Below are 26,135 nucleotides of genomic sequence, written 5' to 3'. Positions count from 1 at the left end.
CTGTGTAAATAGCTTGAACTGTCCTCTAGGATCGAGTCCATGGCGACTCCGGGGGAAGAAAGAGATGACGCGGGATGCCGCGTCATCGTCGGCCTCTACGATCAACGGTGCGGTGCTTCCTGGCCCCTCATCGAGATGACAGCGAAATCGGAGCGGCTGGACTTTCATGCGAGGTTTGGTCTTGGCCGGTTTTTGGGTCCATGGCGCTTGGAGCGCGCGCAGATTAGGGTGATCTACAAAACCCGGACTTTCTTCACCTCTTCTATAGCTGTCGAGGGCGCCCACCGCCTCGACTGGAGGATCGGCGCCTTCCATCCGGAGTCAGTGCTCCTCACTCTCGAGGAAATTGGTTATCCGGTGGATTGGCTCCGCCGCTTCTGACGCGAGCAAAGCTCTTGTGAGGTGGACCGTGAGGGGAACGCTGCATCATTTCTTTGGCCCCTGGAAGGTGAACAGGGGTGACGCCACCCTTGTCTATAGAGAGCTGAAGGGCTTGGACACCTTCCACGCCCTGGTGATTGTAGGGAAGGAAGGCCTCTGGTGGACTTTCTACACCTATGCGCCGGACCGTGTACTTAGCTATCTCGAGGAGCTCAGCTACCCCATCGATCCCAGGGCTCGCAATGGACAGGGGCGGTTTTCCGTACGCTAGCGGACGAACGACTGAAAGCGGCGGGCCGGACATTGTTAGGGTGGATGGATGAAACGTTCCCTTGCCTTGCTGTCCACGATCCCGCTTCTAGTCCTCGCCGTTGGTTGCGGCCAGGTGCAGGAAGCGGCCCAGAACGCCGCCAGCTCCGCAGTGACGGAAGTGGCCAGCGCTGCTGCCGACCAAGTGAAGGGGCAGGTGTGCGCGGTCATCGAGGACGGACTTATCAGCGTTGAGGATAAGAAGCTGCTCGTCGGCCTGGTCGCTGGAGCAGAGACCGCCGGAGTGCCAGCGGACATCACAGACCCCATGAAGCAGATCGCCGAGGCCGGCGAGGAAGTTCCCGCAGCCTCCGTCAGTGAGCTAAAGAAGGCCTGCGCGGCCTAGCAAGGGCGCAATTGGAGGGCTGGGATCCACTATACGGACCCCAGCCCTCCATTTTTTTGTTTGCGGTTACCTGACTGATGTCAGTTTGGCGTCATCCAAGACAGCGGCAGGGTTGTTGTGATTCTGCCGCGGGGAACCCCTGCCATGCCTTTGCTGCTCAGCTAGAGCATGGCGGTCATCAAGATCTGCTGACCAAGGTGTGGGCTAAGCCTCCTCAGGTGGAATGAGTATGCAATATATTGCATACCAAAGCAGTGGGGATGTAATATATTGGATATCACTCAGACCGCTCCCTAGAGATGAATCCAATGAAGACTCGGACCGCCGCGCAAAACGCATCTCCCGTGCACTTCTTTTCACTGCCGCCAATTGGGGATCGCGGATTGAAAGCCAGCTCGCACCACCGCAGCGTCGTGGGGATCCTTGGAGGGATGGGTCCTGAAGCGACGGCCGATTTCTACCTCAAACTGGTGCACGCAACTCCCGCCACACGCGATCAGGAGCATCTTCAGGTCCTGATCTGGTCCGACCCCACGATTCCTGACAGGACAGACGCGCTGCTGACGCGAGGTGAGGACCCAACACCGGCCCTCATTGCCGGAGCCAGGCTCCTGAAAGAGGCGGGGGCGGGGATGCTCGCCGTTCCCTGCAACACGGCGCATGCCTTCCTCGCGGCCGTGCAGATGGAGGTCGAAATCCCCATCATTCACATGATTGAAGAGACGGCAAAGTACGTCCGGCAGCTCTCACCAACCGTTCAAAAGGTGGGACTGCTGTCAACGACAGGAACCCAGAAGGCCAGCCTTTACCAATCCTGGCTCGACAGGGAGGGCATCTCGGTCATCACGCCCGCAGCTGACAGCCAGGAGAATCTGGTGATGAACCCCATTCGCGCCATTAAAGCGGGAAACACCAGCGCGGCCCGGCCACTATTCATCCAAGCTGCGCGGGGTCTTATCCACTCTGGGGCCCAGGCAATTATCGCCGGATGCACGGAGGTTCCCGTTGGCCTGTCGGCCGACGATATCCCGGTGCCGTTCATCGATCCCGCGGAAGTTCTCGCCGTCACGGTGGTCCGCCTTGTCCTTGCTGAGCGGTGACGCAGAGTACTGTGTCCAATATGCCGCTAGTCCACACCAGCACCGTTGACCGACCGAAGATGAGCGACGCAGCTTATGACCGGCTCCGGGATGCCATTGTCCGGGGTGAGCTCGCCCCCGGCGAGAAAATCAAAGACTCCGATCTGGCAGAAATGCTTGGGCTCAGCAGGACCCCGGTGCGCGAAGCCCTCACCCGACTCGTTGAAAGTGGGCTCATAGAGGCCAAGCCGGGTGTTTACACAAGAGTCTCGACGCTAAATCAAGACGACATTGCGGCAAACCTTGCCGTTCTCAAGGCACTCGATTCCCTGGCCATGGAATCGGCGGTTCCACGACTGACGGACCGTGACCTCCACGTGATGCGCCAGGCCAACAAGAACTTTGCCGCCGCTGTGAAAAAACAGGACGTCTCCAAGGCCCTGGCCGCGGACGACGCGTTCCATAGCGTGATCATCGATGCCGCCGGAAACCCTGTCATCAAACGCATCATCGAACAACTCCACCCGCAACTCCACAGAATCCTTTACCGGAAGTTCTCCGGCCTCCTGGGTGGGGAGGAAACCATCAATCACCACGACCAACTCATCCTCGTCTGTGAACAAGGCGACGCCGAAGCGGCGGCCACCATGTCAGGGGAACACTGGTCACACCTCGGCGATCTCATCAGGGGACTCTTCGCTTCCAACGAGCTTTCCGCGTAGCTCCGTCCGTATCTTCCCTTGAAGCCGGGGACGGAGCATGCCGGATTACAACGTCAGAGGGCCGTCATGACGTGGGTGACATGGTCATACCGGAACGTCACCGGTCCGCCGTCGTGTTTGAAGGCGATATTGGCGCCGGCGGGCGCTCCGCCAGCCCCATAATTCACGTCCCAGGACCGGTTGAGCGCTGCCTTGAACTCGTAACTTCCCGCGGGAAGATCGGGAACAACCAGTTTCCACACCAGATCAGCCGGGTCCAAAGTCAACTGGGCCTGGTCGCAGCCGGGCATCCAATCCTCGGGGCACCCCAGTTCAGAATCGAGGCTTCCGGCCACAGCCACAGCGCCGGGCTGCTGCGAGGCGTAGACGGCGCTAATGATGTGTGTGCTGTGGTCATAGCGGAACGTGACGGCACCACCTGGATGCTCCAGCACGATGTTGGCACCGTTGAGGCTGCCGCCCGCACCGTAGTTCTCATCCCAGCTGCCGTTCAGCGCGCGGCCTTGTAATGGTAAGTTCCCGCGGGCAGGGACGGAATGGTGAGGCGCCAGACCTTGTCGGCAGGGTCAAGAGTCATGAACGCCGCCCCACAATCGGCCTGCCAGTCCCCGGCACAGCCCATTGCCGAGTTGAGGTCGCCGGCCACGGTGACCGAATCGGGTTGCGGGAGCTCGCCGACCACTACGGTCCGGACGTCGCTGGTCACTGTTCCGGCGCCGGCTGCGTCCATGGTGGCCCGGTACCTCAGCTCGGTTCCGTCTGCCAGCCCCAAGGCCGCGACGTCATCGAACACCGTGTAGACGGGGGAGGAGCTGTCGCTGCCGATGGCCGTCCAGTCCCCACCGTCGATGCTCCGCTCAAATTCCACCACATGGTCGGCCTTTTCTGGGCTGGCGACGGCGCTGACTTCAACTCTCCCCTGGACGCTGCTTCCGGCCGCGGGCCTTTGCATGCTCAGGGCCGGAGCAGGAACAGTGCCGCTCTTCACTTCGCTTGTAGACGAGTGGCCTCCGTTGTCCAGCACCACGGCGCGGTACTCCACGGCGGTTCCGGTCTCCAGCGCCGCGACGTCATGGAACACCTGATACGGGGCGGTGTCATCGGTGCCGATCCGCTCCCATCCGGCGTCGGACTTCCGTGCTTCGAAGGTGACTTCATTGAACGAGGAACCGTCGACGTCGGCCGCTATCTGAAGGCGTCCATTGTCGCCTTGCGCGGGTTTTGGCTCCTGGAGGACGACGCCGGGAGCCGCCTTTGAGTGCGGAATGCGGCCTGAGGACTGGTACACCACGGCGGACAGCGGCGGAACAGTGACGGTGAGCCGTCCGTCCGGGCCGGTCTTGGACTCTGCGGCGGCGTCTCCATAAATCTTCGTGAAGGTGCGCTTGCCAACGTATGTAGGAACGTTGGCCGTCTGGGGCTGCTCGCTGTTGTTCAGTGCCACCACGTATTCGCGCTGATCCTCGGCACCAATCCGGGAGAAGGCGTAGATGCCCGGGCCTTTGGAGGCATAGCGGTGCTGGTGTGCGCCATCGCGGAGTGCGGGATGTTCAGTGGTCAGGGCAGCGAGTTCGCTGATTTTGCCGTACAGGGGGTGGGCGGTGTTGAAGTTGTCGGTGCTGTGGGTGGCGTCGGTGCCCAGGAGGTCGTCGTCAAGGTACTCGGGGACCTTGCTGGCGAACAGTGTCTGCCGGGCATCCTGGTCTCCACCGGGGCCCGTGAAGCCCTGTTCGTCGCCGTAGTAGATCACCGGGTTGCCGCGCGAGAAGTACATTAGCTCGTGCGCGAGGCTGTCGCGGGCCACTTTTTCGGCGTCGTCCGAACCCGGGTTGTCAGCACTGATGAAGCTGCCGATCCTGCCCATGTCGTGGTTTCCGAGGAACGTGGGCAGCTGATAGACGTTGGAGTCGGCGTCCGTGTACCAGTCGTCGCCGGCGAAGAAGCTTTCCAATTGTGCGGCGTCCTGGCTGCGTGAAGCGAAGTTGCGGGCCGCTTCCTGGAAGGGGAAATCGAGGACTGCCTGCATTTTGTTCCGGGTAGTGAACTGGGAGGTGAAGCTCTTGGTGGTATCGAATACCTCGCCGAACATGAAGAACTCGTCTTTGCCTTGTTCCTTGGCGTAGGCGAGCACATCCGGACCGAAATCCTGCCAGAACTCGTCATTGACGTGCTTCATGGTGTCGATCCGGAAGCCGTCCACGCCGAAGTCACGGATCCACGTCTTGTAGATCTCCTTCATACCGTTCACCACCGTGGGGTGTTCTGTAAACAGATCGTCCAGGCCGAAGAAGTCGCCGTAGTAGGCGTCCTCCCCGGCGAAGGTGGTGTCACCCCTGTTGTGGTACAGCGTGGGATCGTTGAGCCACGCCGGGACCTTCAGGTCTTGCTCCCCGGCCTGGAGCTCGGGGGTGTAGGGAAATGAAGTGGCCGGATCCAGTTCCGGAAACTCCCCGGTTCCGGCGTAATCCCGGTCATCGAACTCCGCCCCGGCGGCGTTGACGTACGGCTCCACGTCCTTGGAGACGTACGCTGTGCGGTCGCCTTCCTCGTAGCCGATGACGTCTGCAGTGTGGTTGGTGATGATGTCGAAGTAGACCTTCATGCCGCGGGCATGGGCGTCGTCGATCAGAGCTTTCAATTCGGCGTTGGTGCCCAGATGCGGATCAATCTGGGTGAAGTCCGTTATCCAGTAGCCGTGATATCCGGCCGATTTGTCCTCTGGCTGCACGGCCTTGTTCTTGAAGCTGGGGGTTAGCCAGATTGAGGTTGTGCCAAGCCCTTCGATGTAGTCAATCTGTTCCCGTAGGCCCTGGAGGTCCCCGCCGTTGTAGAAGCCCTTCTTGGTCGGTTCGAACCCGGACACCATCGGGTCCGGACCAAGGCCGCCGTCGTCGTTCTGGGTATTCCCGTTGCTGAAGCGGTCCGCCATCACGAAGTAGAACCGTTCGTCTGTTACCGGCGCCCTGAGGGAGTGGATCCCCGACGGCGACTGCGGATCTTCGGATTTCGGCCCGGCATGCGCTGTGCTCATGCCGGCAGCAGCAGTAGCGGCAGCCACGAGGAAGGTCATCCCCGTACGGAAGGCTATGCCCGTCCTTTGCTCGGATACTCGGTTTGGTCTGGGCTGCAAGAAGGGCAGGGAGCGGGAAAACACAATAGGGATCCTTCCGGTTAGCGGCGCTGCTGCAGCGAAGGGCAGAGTGAGACGACGTCGTTATGGAGACCGGCTACTGAGAGCCAACTCACACTGTAAGCGCTTGCACATACAATTTCCAGCAATTCCCTAGCCGGTTGTGGGAGCCCCTATATTCTGGCGATCAAGTCTCACGTGGCGGATCATCAGACGCAGATGAACGCCGCCAGTCAGCCGTGCGGCCAGCCGGGGATATCCGGCTGGCCGCAGTGCCAGCTGGTCTCACGCAGAAGACACTCGCGTACCAGTGGCTTATAGCAAGTTTTAGATGTTCTTGCCGGGATCTACAGCCGGACCCTCGTCGCTGGAGGTGCCCAAGTTGGCGGTTTCCGGATGGGTGCTGTGGGCGGGGATACTGGTGTCGGTGACTGTGCCGCCGTCGGACTTGTGCCCGTTCGAACCGCCGGACTTCCCGTCATCCCGGTGCATGGCCGAACTGATGACCGTCCCTGCGCGCCTGGCTGCTTCCGTCAATTGGTCAGTAACCTCCGGCGCCTTTTCCTTAACTGCCTCGGTGGCCGCCGAAACTTTGTCCTGGACGGGCTTGCTGTCCCAGATACTTGCGGCCCGCGCCTTGATTTTTTCGTAGGCGGCGCGCCCTGAGCGTGAACCGAGAACGTATCCTGCGGCCATCCCTGTTCCGAAGAGAAGCTTTTTCTTCATGATGTACTCCTGCTCTGTGAGAAGGTTTTTGTACCTGGCCCCAGCGGCTGCTATCAGCCATGCTGAGCCTTAGCGAGAAAACCGGCCCCAGGATGGTTCCTGGAGCCGGTTTCAGGCCGCACCGTGATTAGCGGTGCGAGCGCTTGGTGATCATGCCGTAGACCAGCAGTACGATGAGCGCACCACCGATGGCCAGCAGCCACGTCTGCAAGGAGAAGAACTCCTGGAGGCCGGTGCCGAAGATCATTCCGCCGATCCAGCCGCCGAGGATGGCCCCAACAACACCCAGCAGCAGCGTGATGAAGATGCCACCACCCTGACGCCCGGGGAGGACTGCCTTAGCGATGGCGCCGGCAATAAGGCCCAGAATCAGAAATGCGAAAAAACCCATTTTATCGTTCCTTCTTCTTCTTAAGGAGGCACCCGGGTTGCCGGGTGCGCTTCATCCTTCTCCCCAATAGTAATCATGCTTAGTATTTTTTTGCCAGTCAGGCTGCCTTAGTGGCCCTGGATATCAGAGTCCACGCCCGCGTCAGGCCCGGCGTCCAGTGTTGCAATAGCCTCGAAATCCCGGTCATCGAGTTCGAAGTCGAATACCTCGAAATTTTCGCGGATACGCTGCGGATTCGCCGATTTTGGGATCGCCACTAGCCCCTGCTGAACGTGCCAACGGAGCACCACCTGCCCAGGAGTTTTGCCATGTTTTTCCGAAATGCGTGCCAGCACAGGCGCGTGAAGGAGTTCGCTGCTGGCGCCAAGGGGGCTGTAAGCGACCGCCTGGATCCCCTGCCGCGCGTTGTAGGACCGTTCGAAGGTCCTGGGGATCGCAGGATTGATTTGAAGTTGGTTGACGGCAGGTACAACCGTTGTTTCGCTGAGGAGAATATCAAGATGCGTAGGCTTGAAATTTGAGACTCCAATGGAGCGGGCTTTCCCCGTCGCCTGAAGCATTTCGAACGTCTTCCAAGTGGAGACGAACTCACCGCGTCGAGGGAGCGGCCAGTGGATGAGGAGAAGGTCCACAGAGTCCATGCCCAGCCGTTCCAGTGAACCCTCCAATCCTTCGACGGCCCGCTCTTGTCCTTGGAATTCGCCGTCGAGTTTTGTGGTCACGTAGATCTCGGAGCGGTCGATTCCGCTTCTGCGAATACCTTCGCCGACTCCCGCCTCGTTGCCGTACTTCACCGCAGTATCAATGTGCCGGTAACCGGCCTCCACGGCGGACACGACGGCGTCGGCCACCTCCTCGTCATTCAGCGGCCAGGTGCCGAACCCCAACTGGGGGATTTTGGATCCATCATTGAGCTCAATCAGGGGTGAAAGTGACATTTGAGCAGTCTCTCCTATGGCATCGCTTTTGCACACCCCCGGTTCCTTCCGGGAACCGGGGGTGAATAAACAAACCTGCGCTTCGCTGCCTACCTGCCCAGCATCTTCAGAATTGATGAAGCGTGATGTGTCAGTGTCCCGCGGGCGCTCTCCGACACGTGATCAGTCTGTTTCCGCTGGTCCAGGAAGGCTACAAATCTTTCGACTGCCGGTCCCGCCTGCTCTTCATCGCCCCGGGCAACAGCCGCTACGGCAGTTTGAAGAACTGCTGAGAGCTGCTTGGCGACGGGCCCGCTCACTTCACCGGATCCAACGAGGGCTTGGAGCCTGGACTGCAGGCCGGTGACGCTTCCCGGAGTCCACAGCGAGGGCAACGGAACCTTCGTGAAGTCCATGTCGGACGCGAAGTAGAACCCGGTGTAGGAAGGCTGGTTGTAGGTGGTGTTCTGCCGTGCTACCTCCGCGCGGTACTGAGCATCGTGCATCAGCGTGTACAACTTGTGCTGGGTGACCTCGGTGCTGAGATACATCCGGATAGCTGAACTGTCTGCCGTGCGGACCAGCAGTTCCTCGCGCCAGTCACCCAGAACGTCCGCAACGAGGGACGGGGTACCTTTGGTTCCGTTGTTGGTGCGTGTGCCGACGGCGGTGAGCAAAGTCCCGCGCTTCCAGTCCACAATCGAGGGGGTCTGGCCGCCCGAGCCGTTGATGATTTGCGTTGTCATGTCCGCGGCCCACTTGATGCTCATGTTGGTGCCCGGAGTGGCAGTCGGCGACAGCTTATCGCCGTCGGCCGACTGCATCCCGATAGCCCAGTTTTCGATGCCTCGGACGGCGGGATCAACATCGCCGATCATGCCACGCCCCGTGTCCTTCCCCGAGTAGGCGCCGAAAAGCACCTCTCCTGTAGCGGCATCACGCATGGCATAGCCGTAGGGCGCCCAAGAAGCGCCTTCATGGACGGTGAAGATTTCCTTGCCGGGCCTGTCCGGATCAATGTCGGTGACGTGCATCGCGTCACCGTGGCCGAGGCGTGCCTGTTCCCCGGGCGCTGCGCTTCCCGCCGGGAGCTGGTCGAAGGAGCTGTAGAGCAGCGAGCCGTCGTCGTCGATGGTTGCGGAGCCGTAGACGATCTCGTGCTTGCCATCTCCATCCACGTCGGAGGCGCTCAGCGAATGGAACCCCTGCGTGGTCAGTTTGCCGTATTCCGGATCGGTGCCGTCGCGGCCGTGAGGGGAATCGTTGAAGGGATTCGTCATGGGAGTCCAGCCGCTGTCAATGTTCCAGACTTCACTGATGTTCCGGCCGTCCCAGGTGTAGCTGGCGAGGGTGGTGCGGGTGTAGTAGCCGCGGGCAAAAACAGCTGCTGGCTTCTTACCATCCAGATAGGCGACACCGGCGAGGAATCGGTCCACCCTGTTGCCGGGTTCAATCCGGCCCATGGCGTAATCGCCCCACATCAGGCCGTCATCGTGGCGGTCCGGTTTGTACGCCACTGTTTGCAATTCTTTGCCTGTGGCACCGTCAAAGACCGTCAGATATTCGGGACCGGACACAATAAAGCCTTCAAAGGCCCGCAAGTTGTTCTTGGAGCTGCGGGACGGGGCGTAGACGTCCATGAAGTAGTCGGTCAGGGCCTCAGCGTCGGATTCGGAGAGCGGGTACTGGTATTTGGGTGTCGTCCCGAAGGCTTCCTCAAGCGTCGAGGGCCAGTTGCCAGCCTTCACTTCGGGGTGTTCCGTCCAGTTCTGGAACGTTTCAACCATATGGCGGTAGTAGTCGTCGGCACTCATGCGATAGTCGTCGGCATGCGAGTAGCCGGCCTCTTGGTCTGCCTTGGGAAGCGAGATGAATTGTTCTTCCTTGACCGCTCCATCCTGGTAGGACACAGTCTTGGTGCCCGGCGCGGTCTTGAACATCATCTCGGAACGGCCGTCGCCGTCGAAGTCGTTCACCAGCAGTTGGGTGTAGTGCGCGCCGGAGCGGATGTTTACGCCGAGATCGATCCGGTGAAGGAGCGTTCCGTCCGCGGTATAGGTGTCCACATAGGTGGGGCCGGTGTAACCAACCTGCGAGACGTCCTTGGAATTGGAGGGGTCCCATTTGACGACGTACTCATACTGCCCGTCGCCGTCGACGTCGCCCACGCTCATGTCATTCGCGGAGTAGGTGTAAACCTCACCTTTGGGCGTTATTCCCTCCGCGGGCTTCTTCAGCGGCAGGTCCTTGAAGTTGCCGGCCCAGGACGTGACGTCAGCGCTGCGGTCTACTTCATCGCCTCCGCTGATGGCTGCAACCGAGTATTTAGAGGTGGCTGTTCCTGCAGGATCAAGGAAGTTGGTGCTGTCGGTGACGGTGGTAATTTTTCGGCCGTCCCGGTATACGGCGAAGTCCGTTCCCGTCAGGCCTGTTGCGGACGCACCGCTTGCTTCGTGGCCGAGGAGCCGCCAACTGAGGAAGACTCCCTCGGAAGTGCCGGCAGCCACCAGGCCGCGGTCGAGGTAGTCCAGTTGCACTCCGGAGGTGGCATGTGCGGAAGGCTCGACGGCGTTCGCGGGCACTCCCGTGCAGCCCAAGGCTAAGGCGCTGGTGGCAGCAAGGACCGATAGGTATCGCTTGGACTTTTTGCTCGGATTCATCAGTGAATCCTTTCAATTCGGAATCGGGAAAACGCTTCCCCAGTACCGTAATAGCGCCCGTGCTGCGGGTCAAGGGTTGCGTGGCCTCCTGGTCTGCTGTCCGGAACCCCCGGCTGCCGTGCCTTGCCTGCTGCTCCTGACGCTCCAGCCCAGTTACTTCATCCCGGAAACCAATTTCGACGGCGGTTTGGCTGCGACACGCCTTGTAGGCGCCGGTAAGTGGGCGGGAACGTCCTCGAATGAGGCGGGTCAGGCCGAGCGCGGCCCCATGCAGTCGTCGTCGGGGTCGATGGCGTGGAGGATGCGGCGGCCGATGCCGGCCAGTTGATGCTTCTGGGCCTTGGTCAGGGGGTCAATGACCAGGGCGCGCACGGCCTCCACATGGCCGGGTGCGGTCTGAACCACCTTCTCCCAGCCTTCCTCCGTGAGGATCGCGAGCGTGCAGCGGCCGTCAGTGGGATCGGGCGAACGGCGGATCCAGCCGCGCTTTTCCAGACGGGCAACAACCTGGGAGAGCCGGGGAAGCGAGCCTTCACAGATCGCCGCAAGATCACTCATGCGGATGGTGCGCTCCGGAGACTCGGACAATCCGGCCATTACCTGATACTCAAAATGGCTGATATCTGCGTCACGCTGAAGCTGGGAGTCCAGGGCGGACGGCAGTCTCATCATGACTGCAACGAGGGCCATCCAGGCTTGCCGCTCGTCGCTGTCGAGCCAGCGTGGTTCCGGTGCGATCTCCATAGAAACAAGACTATCACTTCACGCATTAACCATTTTGATGGTACTAGTTGCTTGCACATTTAAGTTAATACGTCTAAGGTTCACTTAAATATTGAAGTAATTAGAGATAGGAACCACCATGGATATCACCCTTTGGATCATCGCGTCCGTACTTGCCCTCGCCTTCCTAGCAGCTGGCGCCATGAAGCTCATCCAGCCGAAGGAGAAGCTTGCTGCCTCGGGGATGGGATGGACGGAGGACTTCAGCCCGGGGACCATCAAAGCGATCGCTGGACTGGAAATTCTTGCTGCTCTTGGCCTGGTCCTGCCGGCCGCTCTGGGGATCGCCCCCATCCTGGCGCCCCTGGCCGCGCTGGGCTTGGTCTTGATCATGGCCGGAGCCATCAACACCCACGCGCGGCGCAAGGAATCGCAGATGGTAATCGTCAACGTCGTCCTGCTGGTTCTGGCAGGCGCAGTGGCCTGGGGGCGGTTCGGCCCTTACGCTTTCGCCGCGTAGGCAACGTTCACGGGAAGCATCCGCCTGAACAGTGACTGGTTGAGATCTTTAACGATGGCCCGCCCGGCCTCTTGGAGGACTGCGGTTGCCAGGGCAGGGTCCCGCGAGGTGTCTTGCGGAGAGAGTTCCTGGAGGGTGAGGACCTTTGACAACCCAAGCTGCCGTGCTTCGGATGCGGCCAGCGTGCTGCACCCGGCTACTGCCCACACGGGAATGCTTCCGGCGCGGCGGCAGACAGTCGATATGAGCTTGCCGCCTGCCGTTTGTGCGTCGAGGCGGCCCTCTCCTGTGATCAGTAGATCACACTCGTCGATGTGGCTGGAAAACTGCAGCAGGTCAAGGAAGTAGTCGGCTCCGGAGACGAGGGAGCCGCCCAGAAGCAGCAGGCCGAAGCCGATGCCGCCGGCGCTCCCAGCGCCGGCCATATCGCCAAGGGCGGGTGCGTCGATTGCGCGAAGATTACCGCAAACCTCGACCCACGAGTCCAGCCCACGCTCCAGGGACGCAACTGCACCGTCGTCAGCCCCTTTTTGCGGTCCGAAGACTGCGGCAGCGCCGTTTGCTCCTCGGAGCGGGTTGGTGACATCGCTGGCTCCGATGAGTTCGATGCCGGTGAGGTCGACGAGCTGGCCAAGATCGACCCCGGCTATTCGCGACAATTCACCCCCGCTTGGATCCACAGGACGGCCTTGTTCGTCGCGGAACTGTGCGCCAAGGGCTGCGAGCATGCCCGCACCGCCGTCGGTACTGGCGCTGCCACCGAGAGCAACGACCAGGCGTTTTGGCCCGAGCTTTACGGCAGCCAGGATCGCTTCCCCGAGTCCCCGGCTGGAAGACGTGAGCGGACGCAAGGGGCCGCGCAGTGTGCTCAACCCGCAGGTGGAGGCCACTTCGACGACGGCGGTAATTCCGTCGAAGGCGATCCGGGCCAGGCGGGGTTGCCCATCAGCATCACGAACCTCAACGGGCACTGACCGGGATCCGGCGAGGACAGCTGCCTCTACGCTGCCATCTCCGCCGTCAGCCAGGGGCAGGACCGAAACGGTTACTGGCGTATCGGTCTCTGTGGAATCGATTCCGGCCCTAAGGGCTTCGGCTACGTTAAGCGCGCTCAAACAACCCTTGAACTTATCCGGCGCAATGAGGATCCTCAGAGCGTGTGCCTGATCCTGTTGAACGATAGGGGCGGTGTTCATCTCAGGGAACCATCCATCCGAGGATCGGCGTGGACTGCAGATACACAAGCCCGGTAAACAGCACCAATAAGCACAGGCTCCACCCGATGAGTTTGCGGAAGATGTCGCCTTCTTTGCCGGCCATACCGACGGCCGCTGCCGCAACAGCGAGGTTCTGTGGCGAGAGCATCTTTCCAAGCACGCCGGCGGAGGAATTGGTGGCTGCGGTGAGGATCGGGCTGAGCCCTGCCTGGTTTGCGGCCGTTACCTGCAAGAGGCCGAAAAGAGAGTTTGAGGAGGTGTCCGAGCCTGTGATCGCGACGCCCAGCCATCCGAGCACGGGGGAGAAGAGAATGAAGAGCCCGCCTGCGGACGCCAGGGCGAAGCCAAGGCTGGCTGTCTGGCCTGAGAGATTCATGACGAACGAGAGGGCGAGGACCGAGACAACCGTGACAATTGTGAAACGCAGCTGGATCAGGGTGTCTTTGTATGCGGTCAGTGCCTGGGCCATACTAACCCGATAGAAGGCGGCAACCGTCACGCCCGAGAGCAGCAGGAGTGTTCCAGTGGCCTTGAGGTGGTCGAGTTTGAACTTCTGGGCCGCGACAGGATTCCCGGTGGCGTCCACCACATCCAGCCCGGGCCAGGCAAAAGTGACCGAACCAATGGAGGTCAGCCAGGACTTGATGGCGGGCACCTGGCTGAGTCCGAAAACGGCGATGATGACGAGGTAGGGAAGCACCGCAAAGAGGGTGGACCGAAGGGACGAGCCAGCCATCTCAAGGGTGCGGGTCTGGGTGATGGTCATGGTGCTACCGCCCTGAGCGAGGGCGCTGGCCTCCTCCTGGGCAGAGCTGGAAGCGGTGAACGCCACTTCAGCACGAGGCTTCCACCAGCGCAGCGTCAGCAGCACTGCCGAGACCGTGGCGATCGAAGCCACGATGTCTGTGAGTTCAGCCGCGAGGTAGTTGGCCGTCAGGAACTGGGCGACAGCAAACACCACGCCGGCAACCAGTGCCACCGGCCAGGTGTCCCGCAATCCACGCCGGCCATCGACGAGGAACACCAGGATGAATGGAACGATGACCGCAACGAAAGGAGTCTGGCGTCCTGCCATCTGCGACAGAGTGTGCATGTCGATGCCCGTCACTGCCGCCAGCGTAACCACAGGAGCAGCCATGGATCCGAATGCCACCGGGGCTGTGTTGGCCAGCAGCGACACCAAGGCCGCCTTCAGCGGCTTCATGCCCGCAGCCAAAAGCATGGCCGCCGAAATGGCGACAGGGGCGCCGAAGCCCGCCAGCGATTCAAGGAGCGCTCCGAAGCAGAACGCGATGATGATGGCCAGAACCCGCTGGTCATTAGAGATTCGCCGGATGCGGGCGCCCAGAACTTCAAACCAGCCGGTAATCACCGTCAGCTTGTAGATCCACAGAGCGTTGATCAGGATCCACAGAATGGGGATCAGCCCGTAGACCATTCCTTCCGCAGTGGCGCTTAGCAGCTGTCCGACTGGCATCTGCCACACGAGGACGGCGGTAACCATCGACAGGGCCAGCGAGGTCAGCGCCGCAACATGCGCTTTGACGCGGAAAGCGCCAAGGAGCACGAAGAGCACGATCAGGGGTGCGGCAGCCAGAAGCGCCGACCAGACTAACGAATTTGCTACTGGGTCTAGAACCTGTTCAAACACAACGTCTCCTCATCGAGAGCGGCGGAGCAGATGTGGTAGCTGTCACCTGCAATTGTCTAGCAAGAGTACCCACCAGAGAGAAAATTGTCTAGCAAGTGCACAAGACTGACATGTAGACCTGTTGTGTCAGTAAGGCATAGCATGAAAAAACCAAGGACTTAGGAGGAGGCTGTGGTAGCCCAGCTCATGACCGTTTCACTCGTGGAGGCAATCGCCGATGACATCCGCAAACGGATTCTGCGCGGCGAGTATCAGGGCGAGACCACCTTCACTGAAGCGGATGTAGCGGCGCGCTATGAGGTAGCGCGTCCGACGGCGAAGGCAGCCATCGAGAAGCTGGTCGCTGAGTCGCTCTTGGAGCGTCGAAGCAACAAAACCGCCCGACTTGTCACTCTTGGGCCCGATGACGTTCGGGATATCTATAAGACCCGCGCGCGCCTCGAGCAGGCAGCACTGTTAGAACTTTCGGAAACGCGGACTGTGCCCCCGGGTGCGCTCGCAGCCCAGCGGGAACTGGAACAGCTCACCGATGGTTCCGGTCTGGACACCGTGGATCCCGATATGCGCTTCCATATGGCCCTGGTAGACAGCATTGGCAGCCCGCGGACCAGCCAGATGTATGCATCCCTCGTTTCACAGGTGAAGCTGTGCATGGCCCAGATCCAGGGGCTTCAATTGGTTGAGGTGGGGCGGATCATCCGCGAGCATCAACATCTGCTGGACCTGATTAAGGCCGGGGACGGAGCGGCAGCAAGTTCCTTCCTCGTCGAGCACCTGAGCCGCCCCCGGGAGCGCCTCATTGAAGCGGTCGGCGGAGTCCCCGGGCCCGAGGCTGAGCTTAAGTCGTCGCTCGGTGATTAGCTCCCTGACTTACCAGGCGTAATCTTCCGGAGCTGTGCGATGCCCCGGGAAGATGTCGTCGAGCCGTTTGAGGGCATCAGCGTCCAGCTTCACCTCCAAAGCGCGGAGAGCGGCGTCGAACTGCTGCTGGGTACGCGGACCCACGATCGGGGACGTGACCGCCGGCTGGTGCAGGAGCCACGCGAGGGCAACGTCACCTGGTTCATGGCCAAGGTCGTCCGCAAGGTCCTCGTACTGCTGGATCTTGTCCCGGTGTTTAGCCAAAGCCTGGGCGGCGCGGCCCTGGGTGCGACGAACGCCGTCGTTCTCCTTCTTGAGAACGCCACCGAGCAGACCGCCCTGAAGCGGAGACCAGGGAATCAGTCCCAGCCCGTATTGCTGGGCAGCGGGAAGGACTTCCAGTTCCACCGCGCGGGTGAGCAGGTTGTAGATGGATTGTTCGCTGACAAGTCCCGCGTAGTTGCGGCGGGCAGCGGATTCCTGCGCCTGGGCAATGTGCCAGCCGGCGAAATTGCTGCTGCCGGCGTACAGGATCTTGCCCTGTTGTACAGCGACCTCCATTGCCTGCCAGATCTCGTCCCAAGGCGTGTCCCGGTCAACGTGGTGGAACTGGTAAATGTCGATGTAGTCGGTCTGGAGCCGTTTGAGGCTCGCATCAAGGGCACGCCGGATATTCAGGGCAGACAGCCTGGATTCATTGGGGCGGTCGGTCATGGTGCCGTAGAGCTTGGTGGCCAGCACGGTCCTTTCACGCCGCTCGCCGCCCTGTTCGAACCAGCGGCCGATGATCTCCTCCGTCCAGCCCCGGTGCTCAGCCCCACCATAGACGTTGGCCGTGTCGAAAAAATTGATGCCGGAGTCAAGCGCGGAGTCCATGATGGCATGGGAAGCGGCTTCTTCAGTCTGCGGTCCGAAGTTCATGGTGCCCAGGCACAGGCGCGAGACTTTCAGGCCTGAACGGCCAAGGTGGGTGTACTGCATAGTCAGTTCCTTACATTTGCGTGAAGGCTGCGACGGCGGGATCGGACCCCATGCGTGCCCCCGCCTCCAAGGCGGTAATGGATTCCAATTCCGCCGGCGTGAGCTGGAGGGACGTGGCACCAAGGTTCTCCCGCATCCTCGCCGAGTTGGCAGACTTTGGGATGACAATGGTGCCCTGGGCGAGATGCCACGCAAGGATGATCTGTGCGGGAGTGGCCCCATGGCTGGCGGCCAGTTCTCTCACCACCTGGGCTTCAAGGTCCGCTCCCTGGCCTAAGGGGCTGTAGGCCTCGGTGGCCATTCCCAGAGAGTTGCACTTGGCTGCCAGTTCCCGCTGCTGGTACGTGGGGTGGAGTTCGATCTGGTTGAGGGCGGGAACAACGTCGGCGTGGGCAAGGAGGGTGTCGATGTGCTGCGACAGGAAGTTGGAGATGCCAATCGCCCGCGCCTGGTTGTTGGCATAGAGCTTTTCCATCGCCTGCCAGGCGCTGACGAAGAGTCCCTGGGAAGGAACCGGCCAATGGATGAGGTAGAGGTCCACGTAATCAAGGCCAAGCGCTCTAAGGCTGTTGTGGAACGCTGCCAGGGCTTCCCCCTGCTCCCCGTTGCGAAGCTTCGTGGTGACAAACAGTTCTTCGCGCGGGACGCCCGAGGCTGCTATGGCGGCACCGACGCCGGCCTCGTTTCGGTAAGCGGCCGCCGTATCGATGTGGCGGTAGCCCGCTTCCAGTGCATCCTCCACTACCCGTTGAGTCACTTCCGGCGGGACCTTGAACACGCCAAATCCAAGTTGCGGGACCCTGACTCCGTTATTGAGAGCGATGTCCGGGATGAGGATTTCCCCTGTCTCGTGGGTCTGTGGGCTGTTTGCAGATTCTGACACTGTTGGGCTCTTTCCGATCGACGGCGGTCTGAGAAAGCGTTTTCGCTCAGGCTCTGTATCGAGCCTAAACATTTTCCGCCGTCCTGTCAGCAGGATCAGGCCCCGCAAATATGCCTGGTGCGTATTTGCGGGCCTGAGCCTTTCCTGCCGTCGTCAGCCTGGATGACCCTGCCGAGAGCGGCTATCCGACAGTCGCCAGCACCTTTGAGCGCCGCGTCGGAGCCGCAGCCACCGTGAGGGCCGCGATGGCCACAACGCCACTGAGGATCAGTCCAGGACGGTACTGGGTAAGCATTTCGGCAGCACTGGATTGGACATCGGTCCCGTGCCCGCTGATGACGGCTGTGGTGACGGCGAGTACCAGCGCTGCACCAACCTGGGTGCTGGTCTGAATCAGGCCGGCAGCCAATCCCTGCTCGGAGTTCCGGATGCCGGCCGTCGCCTGGACGTTGATGGAGGGAAATGCCAGGGCAAAGCCGACGCCGAGCAGAAGGATGGAGGGAAGGATGTCGATTGCATAGTTCGGCGTAGTTCCGACGCGCAGGAACAGGATGTAGCCCAGAGTCAGCGCAGCCAGGCCAACCACAATCAGCCGGGGAGCCCCAAACCTGTCAATGAATTTGTCAGCAAATGGCGCTGTGGCGACCACCAGGAGGCCTGCGGGCAGGAGTGCCAGCGCCATGCTCAGCGGGCTCCAGCCGAGGACCGACTGCAGGAACAGGGTCACGATGAACTGGAAGCTGAGGTAGGAGCCAAAGAGGCCTACAGCACTCAGGTTGGCGCGAGCCACCCATCCTTCCTTCAAAATACTGAAGCGGATAAGGGGATGGGCAACTCTCTTTTCGATCACGGCGAAGGCTGTCAGTATCGCGGCGGAGATTGCGAACCCGGCGATAGTTGCCACAGATCCCCATCCCCGCTCCGGTGCCGATACCAACGTGTACACCAGGCCCAGCATGCCCAAAGCCAGGGTCACCGCGCCCCAAATATCGTGGCCACTGTCCTGTTCCTGATCTGCCGGGTTGTCCTTCGGGATGAATCTGAGGCCCAGAAGAACGACGGCTATAGCGACCGGTACCGAGACCAAGAACGTCCAGCGCCAGCTCATGGTGGTCATGAGTCCGCCTACCACCAAGCCCAGCGAGAATCCGCTGGCACCGAACGTGGAGAAGATGGACAGGGCGCGGTTACGCTCCCGCCCTTCGGCGAAGTTGGTGGTGATGATGGAAAAACCGGTAGGTGCTGTGAAGGCCGCAGCCAGTCCCTTGATGAAGCGGGTAGCGATCAGGAGGGTGGGATCATCCACAAGTCCGCCCAGCAGGGATGCCGCGGCGAAGACTGTGAGGGCAATCAGGAAGATACGACGGCGGCCCAGGAGGTCGGCCAGCCGGCCACCCAGGAGCAGGAGACTTCCGTAACCCAGTACATACGCCGAGACGATCCACTGCAGGGAATCGGTGCCGAGGTTGAGTTCCTGGCCTATTGAGGGCAATGCCACGCCCACCATGGAGACGTCAAGGCCGTCGAGTGCAAGAACGGTGCAGAGAACCAGAAGCAGCATCCATTGTGCACGGTTCCAGCGGGCGGGTCCGGGCTGTTCTCCAGCTGATCTTTCAAGAGTGGAAAGTGAATTCATAACGGCCAATCTATATGACGTGTCATCTAATGACAAGGAATATTATGACGTGGACATTATTTGCCTGATCTACTAGGATGGGGCCATGGAAATGGCACAGGATCGTGAGCTGGTGGAGCAGTGGCGCAACATTCAGAGCGCCTACTTCCGCACGGCCGGGGCCATCGACCGCGAGCTTGAGGCGAAGTTCAACATCGGGCTCAATGAGTTCGAGATCTTGGACCTCGTGGCCGACAACGCCGATGCCTGTCGTATGAAGCAGCTGGGGCAGCGCACGCCCATGACCCAAAGCGCGTTGTCCAAGGTGGTTGACCGCCTGCAGAAAGCCGGCCTGATAACCCGGCACTCCTGCGAGGATGACAGGCGGTCACTGTTCCTCGAACTTACTGATGCCGGCCGCGCCTTGCATGCGGATGCCGCCGTCGCTCACCGGACCCTGCTCCAGGAAAACCTGAGTCAGCTCAGTTAACGAAGCAGCCCCCGCAGTTGTCTCCTCCGCGGGGGCTGGATTTATGGCCGATGAAGCCCGGGAGCTGCCTAGCGCTCCAAGCGGAATCCGAGCTTGATGGTCACTTGCCAATCGGCAACGGCGCCGTTTTCGAGGTGGCCCCTGATTTCTTTGACCTCAAACCAGTCCATGTTGCGTAGTGTTTTGGCAGCCTCAGCGAGGCCGTTGCGGACGGCATCATCGACGCCTTCAGTGGATGTTCCGACAATTTCAGAAATGCTATAGGTGTGGTTAGGCAACGTAGCTCCTCGTGATCCTCGTCGATACCCGGGCCGGCCGGGCCGTCTCTGCAGAGTATCGGACGGAGGCGAGTCCAGCTAGGCCTATGCCGGGGTTGCCTGGGCCTCGAGGACGTACGTTTTCAGATCGTTGAGGGTTTGCTCCATGTGGGCATCCATCGCGTCCCGGGACTGCATGGGGTCGCGGGTCTCAAGGGCATTGGCGATGTTCTGATGGTGGTCGATTGCGTGGGCCTGGATCTCAGGTACACGCGACGTCTGCGTCCGTCGCTTTTGGAGCACGCGGTGAAGGGGTTCAAAAAGCACGGCCACAAAGACGTTTTCCGAGGCGTGCAGAATCAGGTCGTGGAAGGCCAGATCGGCTTCAACGAAGGCTGCGACGTCGTTGATCTTGTGGGCGGCGCGCATGGCGGCAACATGGCGGTGAAGGGTTTGGACATCGACATCGCTGATACGCATGGCCGCCAGTTCACAGGCCCCGGATTCGAGCATCCGGCGAAGTTCGATCAGTTGGACGGCGGCTGCAGCGTCGTCCACGCCTTCTGACGCAGCGCGCAACACGGCCTCCAGGGAGGACCAGCGGCTCAAGGGGTTCACGAATGTTCCCCTCCCGCGTTCCACGCTGAGGATCCGTTGGGCTTCCAGGGTCTTCATGGCTTCGCGTACCGTCATACGGCTCACTTCATGCTTAGCGCTGAGCTCGAGTTCGCCAGGCACGCTGGTGCCTGGCGGAAACTCGCCGGCGATAATCCGGTCCAGAAGCTCGTCTGCCACCATCTCGACGAGTGATTTCCGTGCCATTTTGCCCCCTTGCGGCGTTTGCCAACGTATTGGTCAAGCCTACTTGCGTCTTTTGTGTGCCTTATGCCACACTATCAGCAGATGCAAGATGTCTGACATCTTACAAATGTCCCAACAGTAGCGATTACCCACACAATGGAGTGCAAAGTGCCCCTTGAAGCAGATGTGCTGGCTGCCTACCCGGCAGAGGTCCAGATTCCCGCTCAGCTCGTTGCCGAAGCTGTGGCCGCTTCCGCCGCTGTCACTCCGCAGGTGCTGGTGGTGCTCGACGACGATCCAACAGGCACGCAGTCGGTCTCGGACCTGCCCGTGCTGACCCGGTGGGATGCCGCCGATTTCACGTGGGCTTTCGCCCAGGGCAAGCCCGCCGTCTACGTCCTCACAAACACCCGCAGCCTGGACCCGGCCGAGGCTGCTGCCCGGAACGAGGAAATTGTCCGTAATGCCCTCCTCGCAGCGGATAAGAGCGAGTTCCCCCTCCGCGTGGGCTTCGTCAGCCGCGGAGATTCCACACTGCGCGGACATTTCCCCCTGGAACCCGACACCATCGCCGCTACGCTGGCGGCTTCCAGCGGCGAGGTTACCGACGGCGTCGTGATCGTTCCGGCTTTCCCGGATGCAGGCCGCGTGACCATCGGCGGAGTCCATTACATGCGCGGCACCGGTACCGAAGCAGGGCGGCTGACCCCTGTTTCAGAGACCGAGTTTGCCAAGGATGCCAGCTTTGCGTTCGCCAAATCCGAGCTCGCTGAGTACGTGGCCGAGAAATCGCAGGGCCGCTATCCGGCCAGCTCCGTCATTGTCCTGGACCTGAACATCATCAGGGCCGCCGGCCCGGACGGCGATCCCCAGGTTTCAGCGAAGGCCATCGCCGACGCGATCGCACCGGCCAGCGGATCGACGCCCATCGTGGCGGATATCGTGACTGAAAATGACCTCCGCGCGCTGGCCTTGGGACTGGAAGAGGCCGAACGCCGCGGCAAGAAGCTCCTCTACCGGGTAGGCCCGCCCTTCGTGCGTGCCCGCATCGGCCAGGAGATCCGCAGCGAACTCAGCGGTGAAGAGGCCTATGCAGGCAACACGCCCTCCCTTGCGGGGGGACTGATCGTGGTGGGGTCACATGTGAGTGTCACAACCCGCCAGCTCAAAGTCCTCACCGACCAGCACAGTTCGGCAAAGATCGTGGAGGTCGACGTCGAAAGGCTCCTGGGCTACGAAGCCGAGGCATACCTTGACGCCACTGTCGGCGCCGTAGCGGAGGCACTCCGGCAGGGCGACGTCATTGTTCACACCAGCCGCCTGCTCATCAAGACGGACGACGCCGCCGACAGCCTGAGGATCGCGCGGACTGTTTCCGCCGCCGTCGTTGCTCTCGTGAACCGGACCCTCAAAACCTTCCCGCCGCGCTTTGTAATCGCCAAGGGCGGCATCACCTCCTCCGACGTCGCCGCGCACGGGCTGGAAATCCGCCACGCCATTGTGCGGGGCCCCATGCTCCCAGGAATCGTCAGCCTCTGGGAACCGGTGGACGGACCTGCCAAGGGCATCCCGTACATCGTGTTTGCCGGGAACGTAGGCGATGACCAGTCCCTGGCCCAGGTCACCCGCAAACTCAGCACCACGTTTTAGTCCCACCATTCAACGGAGAACATCATGAGCGACCAGTACACCGTCACCGTCCTTGGCCTCGGAGCCATGGGCCTGCCAATGGCCACCCGCCTCGCATCAGAACTGACCGTCCACGGCTTCGACATCGCGGAGGCGCGCCTGCAGCTTGCTGCCGAGGCCGGAGTCCACACTTTCACAACGGCCAAGGAAGCTGCACAGGAAACCGATGCCCTGCTGCTCGCCGTCCGCAACGGCGAACAGCTCAATGACGTTCTCTTCGGCGAGAACGGCGTGGCCTCCGTGCTGAAGCCGGGCGCCGTAGTGATCCTGACCAGCACCGTCGGCACTGAAGCCATTCCTGCAACTGTCGAGCGGCTTGCCGAATTCGGCGTGGCGCTGGTAGACGCGCCCCTCTCCGGCGGCCCCAAGCGTGCCGGCGAGGGCGATCTGCTGATCGTCGTGGGCGCCGACCCCGCAGCCTACGAAGCTGCCCGCCCTGTCCTGGAACTCCTCGCCTCAACCTTGACTGTTGTCGGTGACAAGCCAGGTGACGGCCAGGCCCTCAAGACCGTCAACCAGCTGCTCTGCGGAGTGCACATCGCGGCCGCTGCAGAGGCCATGGCCCTGGCCGATGCCCTTGGCCTGGACCAAGCCAAGACCCTGGCGGCACTCGAGGCCGGGGCAGCGGGTTCCTTTATGCTTTCCAACCGCGGCCCCCGCATCCTCGAGGCCTACACCGAGGAAGGTGCCGAAGTGCTGAGCCGCCTGGACATTTTCGTCAAGGATATGGGCATCGTGGGCAAGGCCACCCGCGCCGCTGGACTCGCAGCTCCCGTCGCCGCCGCTGCAGAACAGCTGTACCTCCTGGGCCAGGCCCAAGGCCTCGCCGCCGCAGATGATTCTGCCGTCATCAAAGTTGTCGCGCCCACCAAGCGCACTGTCTAGGTCCAAGACCCAAAGGTCCTGACCCCCTAAGATCCGGCGACGGCGGTCCCCCTCCGCCGTCGCTGTTCCACCCACAATCAGCAAGTTCCCCGTATCCCCACCGCCGGTCTGGAAGTAGGCTGGCTTGTCAAAGGAGACACACCATGAGCGCACTCGCTCTCCTGGCCATAGCAGTAGCCGGCGTTGTCCTGCTGCTCGTGGCCGTGATCAAGTTCAAGATCCCAGCCTTCCTGGCGCTGCTGGTAGTCAGCGTCGCTGTGGCGCTGGTAGCCGGAATCCCGCTGCAGGACATCATCAAGACGGTCACGGAAGGCATGGGCGGAACGCTCGGATCCGTCGCCATCCTCGTGGGCCTTGGCGCCATGCTGGGCAAGATGATTGAAATTTCCGGTGGAGCGCAGGCCCTGGCCGGCAAGTTCACCTCCATACTTGGTCCGCGCCGCGTGATTGCTGCCCTCACCGCGGCAGCTTTCCTGCTGGCCATCCCGGTATTCTTCGACGTCGGATTCATCATCCTGATCCCCATCATCTACGGCTTCTCCAAGGCAGCCGGAGTCAACCCGGTCAAGATCGGCCTCCCCGTCGGCGCCATCATGCTGGCCATCCACGTTGTTGTCCCCCCGCACCCCGGAGTAGTGGGCGGCGCCGGAATCCTCAAGGCGGACATCGGCTGGGTCACCATCATCGGCCTGCTGATCTGCATCCCCGTCGGCGTCTTGGGCTACTTCATTGCCCGCAAGCTGAATCGCCGCGAATTCACGATGCTGCCTGCCACGGCCGAGCAGTTCCGCCTCTTCGGTTCCGGCAAGTCCGAGGTGGAACAGGATGCAGCAGGCGGCGGCTCCAGTGTTGCAACCAAGACCCACGTCAAGGCGCCTCCGAGCCCTGCCATGATTATCACGTTGATCGTCCTCCCCATCCTCATGATCATGGTGGGAACGGTGGGGGCAGTCATCCTGCCCAAGGACAGCTTCGCGTCAAGCCTTGTTGCCTTTATTGGCGCCCCGCTGATCGCCCTGATGACGGCCTTGGGCATGGCGTACTACTTCCTGGGCATTCGCCGCGGCTGGTCATCACAGCACACCGGTGAAGTCATGGACTCCGCCCTGGCTCCCACTGCCATCGTTATCCTCGTCACCGGCGCTGGAGGCGTCTTCGGTAAGGTCCTGACTGTCTCCGGCATCGGCAAGGCGCTCGCGGAAGGACTGCAGACCGCCGGTCTTCCGGTAATCCTGATGGCCTTCGTCCTGGCTGCCATCCTCCGCGCTTCCCAGGGTTCAGCCACCGTTGCGATCATCACAACGTCTGGCCTCCTGGCAGCGTCCGTCGCCGACGGCGGATTCTCACCGTTGCAGACCGCCCTGATTCTCCTTGCCATCGGCTTCGGAGCCTTCGGCCTGAGCCACGTGAACGACTCCGGCTTCTGGATTGTCACCCGGTACCTGGGGTTGTCGGTGGCCGACGGGCTCAAGACCTGGACCGTGCTCACCACCATTCTCGGCGTCGCAGGTTTCATCCTCACCTACCTGGTATGGATCCTGGCGGGAGGTCTTAGCGTCTGATGCGCACCCGACTCGATCACCTGGTTGTTTCAGCGTTGCAGAAGGGTGCAGCAATTCCCGCCTTCACCTGCTACGACTTCACCACCGCACTGGCAGTGGTGGCCGCGGCCGAGGAGGCAGGATGCGGAACCATTCTGCTCGTTGCACCCAAGACGGCTGCCACCCCGGACGGCCTCCGGCTGATAGCCGCACTGCGAGGTGTTGCTGACTCCGCTGCGGTGCCGGTGGCTGTCCAGCTGGATCACGCCACGGACGTCCAGGTGATCGTCGACGCCGTCAAGGCAGGGGCGGATTCCGTCCTTGTGGACGGTTCAGCACTTCCTTACGAGGACAACATTGCGCTGGTCAGGGAGGTCCGGGCAGTCCTGGATGCCCAAGGCCGGGCCGAGGTTGTCATGGAAGCCGAACTTGGCGGACTCGCGGGCGATGAGGACAGGGCGTTTGGAGTCGAAGACGTATCCGCCGCGAATAGGATGGCCGGGCTCACAGATTCCGCTCAAGTGGAGGACTTCGTGGCCCGCTCGGGCGCCCAGCTCCTCGCTGTCGCCGTCGGGAACGTCCATGGGAAGTACATCGGCGAACCGGAACTGCGCTGGGACGTGCTGCAGGACATTGCCGTACGCACCCATATACCGCTCGTGCTGCACGGTGCGTCAGGCATTCCCGCTGAGGAGCTGGTGAAGGCTTCTGCCATGAACGTGGGCAAGGTCAACTTCAACACTGAACTCCGCACGGGGGTGCTTGCAACGCTGGAGGCGAACACCAGTGATTATCGGGCGGATGGAGAGAACCTCCAAGGCCTGCTAAGGCTATGGAACCAGTCAGCCAAGGACTTCGCGGCCGGAGCACTGGCCACGCTGACACGCTGAAATCCGCCTCGTCGGCGGAGTTGAAATCAAAGGCGGACAATCAAATATTTGAGGGGGGCTAGGATCAGCTAAATGATCCTGGCCTCCCTTATCTTCGCGACCATTGCAGCCCTTCTCCATGTCTACATCTTCACTATGGAGTCCCTTACGTGGACCCAGCCGGCAACCTGGAAGCGCTTCAGCATCACCTCCCAGGCTGACGCCGACACCACCAGGTTTCTCGCCTACAACCAAGGCTTCTACAATCTCTTCCTGGCCACCGGTGCATTCGCAGGCATCGCAGCCGTTGCCCTCGGCCAGCCCGTTGTGGGGTGGACCTTGATTTTCAGCAGTTGCGGGTCCATGCTGCTGGCCGCCCTCGTCCTGGCCCTGAGCGGGCGAAAGTACCTCCGCGCGGCCACAACACAGGGAGCCACGCCTTTCCTCGCCGTCGTGCTGGGAATCCTGGCCCTGCTGACTGCCTGAGACTG

At 61.4% G+C, this 26,135-nt stretch carries 25 protein-coding genes and 1 pseudogene; 13 read left to right on the top strand and 13 right to left on the bottom strand.

Translation table 11 applies throughout. The annotated features are described in order from the left end of the window. Positions 1 to 39 precede the first annotated feature (39 nt). The 5 genes from M1E05_RS19450 (at position 40) to M1E05_RS19430 (ending at position 2,837) form a co-directional block, all read left to right on the top strand. Positions 40 to 381 (top strand): hypothetical protein, encoded by a 342-nt coding sequence (locus tag M1E05_RS19450; RefSeq protein ID WP_461163937.1) that lies wholly within the window; start codon positions 40 to 42, stop codon positions 379 to 381. 28 nt (positions 382 to 409) lie between these two features. After that, a complete protein-coding gene (locus M1E05_RS19445; protein WP_461163936.1) occupies positions 410 to 652 on the top strand; it encodes a hypothetical protein in 243 nt (80 codons plus the stop codon). 48 nt (positions 653 to 700) lie between these two features. Next, positions 701 to 1,036 (top strand): hypothetical protein, encoded by a 336-nt coding sequence (locus tag M1E05_RS19440; RefSeq protein ID WP_458112964.1) that lies wholly within the window; start codon positions 701 to 703, stop codon positions 1,034 to 1,036. A gap of 383 nt (positions 1,037 to 1,419) precedes the next feature. Next, positions 1,420 to 2,136 carry a cysteate racemase gene (cuyB, locus tag M1E05_RS19435; RefSeq protein ID WP_461163935.1) on the top strand — a complete coding sequence of 239 codons (717 nt, stop codon included), beginning with the start codon at positions 1,420 to 1,422 and terminating at the stop codon, positions 2,134 to 2,136. Positions 2,137 to 2,195: 59 nt separating this feature from the next. Beyond that, positions 2,196 to 2,837: a GntR family transcriptional regulator gene (locus M1E05_RS19430; protein ID WP_458112966.1), complete on the top strand. Its 642-nt coding sequence runs from the start codon at positions 2,196 to 2,198 to the stop codon at positions 2,835 to 2,837. A gap of 53 nt (positions 2,838 to 2,890) precedes the next feature. On the opposite strand, the pseudogene M1E05_RS19425 reads toward M1E05_RS19430, so the two are convergent. The 6 genes and pseudogenes from M1E05_RS19425 to M1E05_RS19400 form a co-directional block, all read right to left on the bottom strand. Continuing rightward, positions 2,891 to 5,907, bottom strand: a pseudogene (locus M1E05_RS19425) (alpha-amylase family glycosyl hydrolase). Positions 5,908 to 6,294: 387 nt separating this feature from the next. Next, the gene (locus M1E05_RS19420; protein WP_458112968.1) at positions 6,295 to 6,693 is read right to left on the bottom strand and encodes a YtxH domain-containing protein; all 399 of its coding nucleotides are present in this window, start codon (positions 6,691 to 6,693) and stop codon (positions 6,295 to 6,297) included. Between the two features lie 127 nt (positions 6,694 to 6,820). Beyond that, positions 6,821 to 7,084 (bottom strand): GlsB/YeaQ/YmgE family stress response membrane protein, encoded by a 264-nt coding sequence (locus tag M1E05_RS19415; RefSeq protein WP_309105793.1) that lies wholly within the window; start codon positions 7,082 to 7,084, stop codon positions 6,821 to 6,823. 107 nt (positions 7,085 to 7,191) lie between these two features. Beyond that, positions 7,192 to 8,022, bottom strand: a complete 831-nt coding sequence (locus tag M1E05_RS19410; RefSeq protein ID WP_458112969.1) for an aldo/keto reductase — start codon at positions 8,020 to 8,022, stop codon at positions 7,192 to 7,194. An 89-nt stretch (positions 8,023 to 8,111) separates the two neighbouring features. After that, a complete protein-coding gene (locus tag M1E05_RS19405) occupies positions 8,112 to 10,661 on the bottom strand; it encodes a rhamnogalacturonan lyase (protein ID WP_461163934.1) in 2,550 nt (849 codons plus the stop codon). 249 nt (positions 10,662 to 10,910) lie between these two features. Continuing rightward, complete coding sequence (locus tag M1E05_RS19400) at positions 10,911 to 11,405, bottom strand: MarR family winged helix-turn-helix transcriptional regulator (protein ID WP_461163933.1); 495 nt, start codon at positions 11,403 to 11,405, stop codon at positions 10,911 to 10,913. Positions 11,406 to 11,523: 118 nt separating this feature from the next. Between M1E05_RS19400 and M1E05_RS19395 the strand changes: the two genes are divergently transcribed. Then, positions 11,524 to 11,904, top strand: coding sequence for a DoxX family protein (locus tag M1E05_RS19395; RefSeq protein ID WP_461163932.1), 381 nt, complete (start codon positions 11,524 to 11,526; stop codon positions 11,902 to 11,904). Here the strand turns inward: M1E05_RS19395 and M1E05_RS19390 are convergent. Then, the gene (locus M1E05_RS19390) at positions 11,886 to 13,100 is read right to left on the bottom strand and encodes a glycerate kinase (protein ID WP_461163931.1); all 1,215 of its coding nucleotides are present in this window, start codon (positions 13,098 to 13,100) and stop codon (positions 11,886 to 11,888) included. The genes M1E05_RS19395 and M1E05_RS19390 overlap by 19 nt on opposite strands. Before the next feature lies 1 nt (position 13,101). Then, on the bottom strand, positions 13,102 to 14,772 hold the full coding sequence (locus M1E05_RS19385) for an L-lactate permease (RefSeq protein WP_461163930.1): 1,671 nt from the start codon (positions 14,770 to 14,772) through the stop codon (positions 13,102 to 13,104). A gap of 171 nt (positions 14,773 to 14,943) precedes the next feature. Here M1E05_RS19385 and M1E05_RS19380 point away from each other — a divergent pair, with 171 nt between their 5' ends. Then, the gene (locus M1E05_RS19380) at positions 14,944 to 15,633 is read left to right on the top strand and encodes a GntR family transcriptional regulator (protein ID WP_461163929.1); all 690 of its coding nucleotides are present in this window, start codon (positions 14,944 to 14,946) and stop codon (positions 15,631 to 15,633) included. A gap of 9 nt (positions 15,634 to 15,642) precedes the next feature. On the opposite strand, the gene M1E05_RS19375 is transcribed toward M1E05_RS19380, so the two are convergent. The 3 genes from M1E05_RS19375 to M1E05_RS19365 form a co-directional block, all read right to left on the bottom strand. Continuing rightward, positions 15,643 to 16,614 (bottom strand): aldo/keto reductase, encoded by a 972-nt coding sequence (locus M1E05_RS19375; RefSeq protein ID WP_458112973.1) that lies wholly within the window; start codon positions 16,612 to 16,614, stop codon positions 15,643 to 15,645. Positions 16,615 to 16,624: 10 nt separating this feature from the next. Beyond that, entirely contained in the window at positions 16,625 to 17,446 is an 822-nt protein-coding gene (locus tag M1E05_RS19370; RefSeq protein ID WP_461165297.1) for an aldo/keto reductase, read from the bottom strand. Between the two features lie 232 nt (positions 17,447 to 17,678). Continuing rightward, on the bottom strand, positions 17,679 to 19,133 hold the full coding sequence (locus M1E05_RS19365) for an MFS transporter (protein ID WP_461163928.1): 1,455 nt from the start codon (positions 19,131 to 19,133) through the stop codon (positions 17,679 to 17,681). Positions 19,134 to 19,218: 85 nt separating this feature from the next. Here M1E05_RS19365 and M1E05_RS19360 point away from each other — a divergent pair, with 85 nt between their 5' ends. Further along, entirely contained in the window at positions 19,219 to 19,602 is a 384-nt protein-coding gene (locus M1E05_RS19360) for a MarR family winged helix-turn-helix transcriptional regulator (protein ID WP_458112975.1), read from the top strand. A 68-nt stretch (positions 19,603 to 19,670) separates the two neighbouring features. Here the strand turns inward: M1E05_RS19360 and M1E05_RS19355 are convergent, their stop codons facing one another. Continuing rightward, positions 19,671 to 19,880 (bottom strand): dodecin, encoded by a 210-nt coding sequence (locus M1E05_RS19355; RefSeq protein WP_309105782.1) that lies wholly within the window; start codon positions 19,878 to 19,880, stop codon positions 19,671 to 19,673. A gap of 84 nt (positions 19,881 to 19,964) precedes the next feature. Beyond that, positions 19,965 to 20,681: a FadR/GntR family transcriptional regulator gene (locus tag M1E05_RS19350; RefSeq protein WP_458112976.1), complete on the bottom strand. Its 717-nt coding sequence runs from the start codon at positions 20,679 to 20,681 to the stop codon at positions 19,965 to 19,967. 147 nt (positions 20,682 to 20,828) lie between these two features. Here M1E05_RS19350 and M1E05_RS19345 point away from each other — a divergent pair, with 147 nt between their 5' ends. From M1E05_RS19345 to M1E05_RS19325, 5 genes are all read left to right on the top strand, one after another. After that, positions 20,829 to 22,310 (top strand): four-carbon acid sugar kinase family protein, encoded by a 1,482-nt coding sequence (locus M1E05_RS19345; protein ID WP_461163927.1) that lies wholly within the window; start codon positions 20,829 to 20,831, stop codon positions 22,308 to 22,310. A gap of 24 nt (positions 22,311 to 22,334) precedes the next feature. Next, the gene (locus M1E05_RS19340) at positions 22,335 to 23,234 is read left to right on the top strand and encodes an NAD(P)-dependent oxidoreductase (RefSeq protein ID WP_458112978.1); all 900 of its coding nucleotides are present in this window, start codon (positions 22,335 to 22,337) and stop codon (positions 23,232 to 23,234) included. Between the two features lie 143 nt (positions 23,235 to 23,377). Further along, positions 23,378 to 24,796: a GntP family transporter gene (locus M1E05_RS19335; RefSeq protein ID WP_461163926.1), complete on the top strand. Its 1,419-nt coding sequence runs from the start codon at positions 23,378 to 23,380 to the stop codon at positions 24,794 to 24,796. Beyond that, positions 24,796 to 25,665, top strand: coding sequence for a class II fructose-bisphosphate aldolase (locus M1E05_RS19330; protein WP_461163925.1), 870 nt, complete (start codon positions 24,796 to 24,798; stop codon positions 25,663 to 25,665). The genes M1E05_RS19335 and M1E05_RS19330 overlap by 1 nt, the downstream gene beginning before the upstream one ends. 72 nt (positions 25,666 to 25,737) lie before the next feature. Further along, complete coding sequence (locus tag M1E05_RS19325; RefSeq protein WP_461163924.1) at positions 25,738 to 26,130, top strand: DUF1304 domain-containing protein; 393 nt, start codon at positions 25,738 to 25,740, stop codon at positions 26,128 to 26,130. Positions 26,131 to 26,135 lie beyond the last annotated feature (5 nt).

The sequence above is a fragment of the Arthrobacter sp. R4-81 genome, assembly GCF_054792365.1.
This window is presented reverse-complemented; position numbering and strand designations above follow the sequence as displayed.

What these genes read in the sequence shown, in the direction of transcription:
- M1E05_RS19450 (WP_461163937.1), top strand. Translation starts at nt 40, where the DNA reads ATGGCGACTCCGGGGGAAGAAAGAGATGACGCGGGATGCCGCGTCATC.
- M1E05_RS19420 (WP_458112968.1), bottom strand. Translation starts at nt 6,693, where the DNA reads ATGAAGAAAAAGCTTCTCTTCGGAACAGGGATGGCCGCAGGATACGTT.
- M1E05_RS19400 (WP_461163933.1), bottom strand. Translation starts at nt 11,405, where the DNA reads ATGGAGATCGCACCGGAACCACGCTGGCTCGACAGCGACGAGCGGCAA.
- M1E05_RS19365 (WP_461163928.1), bottom strand. Translation starts at nt 19,133, where the DNA reads ATGAATTCACTTTCCACTCTTGAAAGATCAGCTGGAGAACAGCCCGGA.
- M1E05_RS19350 (WP_458112976.1), bottom strand. Translation starts at nt 20,681, where the DNA reads ATGGCACGGAAATCACTCGTCGAGATGGTGGCAGACGAGCTTCTGGAC.
- M1E05_RS19330 (WP_461163925.1), top strand. Translation starts at nt 24,796, where the DNA reads ATGCGCACCCGACTCGATCACCTGGTTGTTTCAGCGTTGCAGAAGGGT.
- M1E05_RS19440 (WP_458112964.1), top strand. Translation starts at nt 701, where the DNA reads ATGAAACGTTCCCTTGCCTTGCTGTCCACGATCCCGCTTCTAGTCCTC.
- M1E05_RS19360 (WP_458112975.1), top strand. Translation starts at nt 19,219, where the DNA reads ATGGAAATGGCACAGGATCGTGAGCTGGTGGAGCAGTGGCGCAACATT.
- M1E05_RS19395 (WP_461163932.1), top strand. Translation starts at nt 11,524, where the DNA reads ATGGATATCACCCTTTGGATCATCGCGTCCGTACTTGCCCTCGCCTTC.
- M1E05_RS19390 (WP_461163931.1), bottom strand. Translation starts at nt 13,100, where the DNA reads ATGAACACCGCCCCTATCGTTCAACAGGATCAGGCACACGCTCTGAGG.
- M1E05_RS19335 (WP_461163926.1), top strand. Translation starts at nt 23,378, where the DNA reads ATGAGCGCACTCGCTCTCCTGGCCATAGCAGTAGCCGGCGTTGTCCTG.
- M1E05_RS19405 (WP_461163934.1), bottom strand. Translation starts at nt 10,661, where the DNA reads ATGAATCCGAGCAAAAAGTCCAAGCGATACCTATCGGTCCTTGCTGCC.
- M1E05_RS19415 (WP_309105793.1), bottom strand. Translation starts at nt 7,084, where the DNA reads ATGGGTTTTTTCGCATTTCTGATTCTGGGCCTTATTGCCGGCGCCATC.
- M1E05_RS19375 (WP_458112973.1), bottom strand. Translation starts at nt 16,614, where the DNA reads ATGCAGTACACCCACCTTGGCCGTTCAGGCCTGAAAGTCTCGCGCCTG.
- M1E05_RS19430 (WP_458112966.1), top strand. Translation starts at nt 2,196, where the DNA reads ATGAGCGACGCAGCTTATGACCGGCTCCGGGATGCCATTGTCCGGGGT.
- M1E05_RS19325 (WP_461163924.1), top strand. Translation starts at nt 25,738, where the DNA reads ATGATCCTGGCCTCCCTTATCTTCGCGACCATTGCAGCCCTTCTCCAT.
- M1E05_RS19410 (WP_458112969.1), bottom strand. Translation starts at nt 8,022, where the DNA reads ATGTCACTTTCACCCCTGATTGAGCTCAATGATGGATCCAAAATCCCC.
- M1E05_RS19340 (WP_458112978.1), top strand. Translation starts at nt 22,335, where the DNA reads ATGAGCGACCAGTACACCGTCACCGTCCTTGGCCTCGGAGCCATGGGC.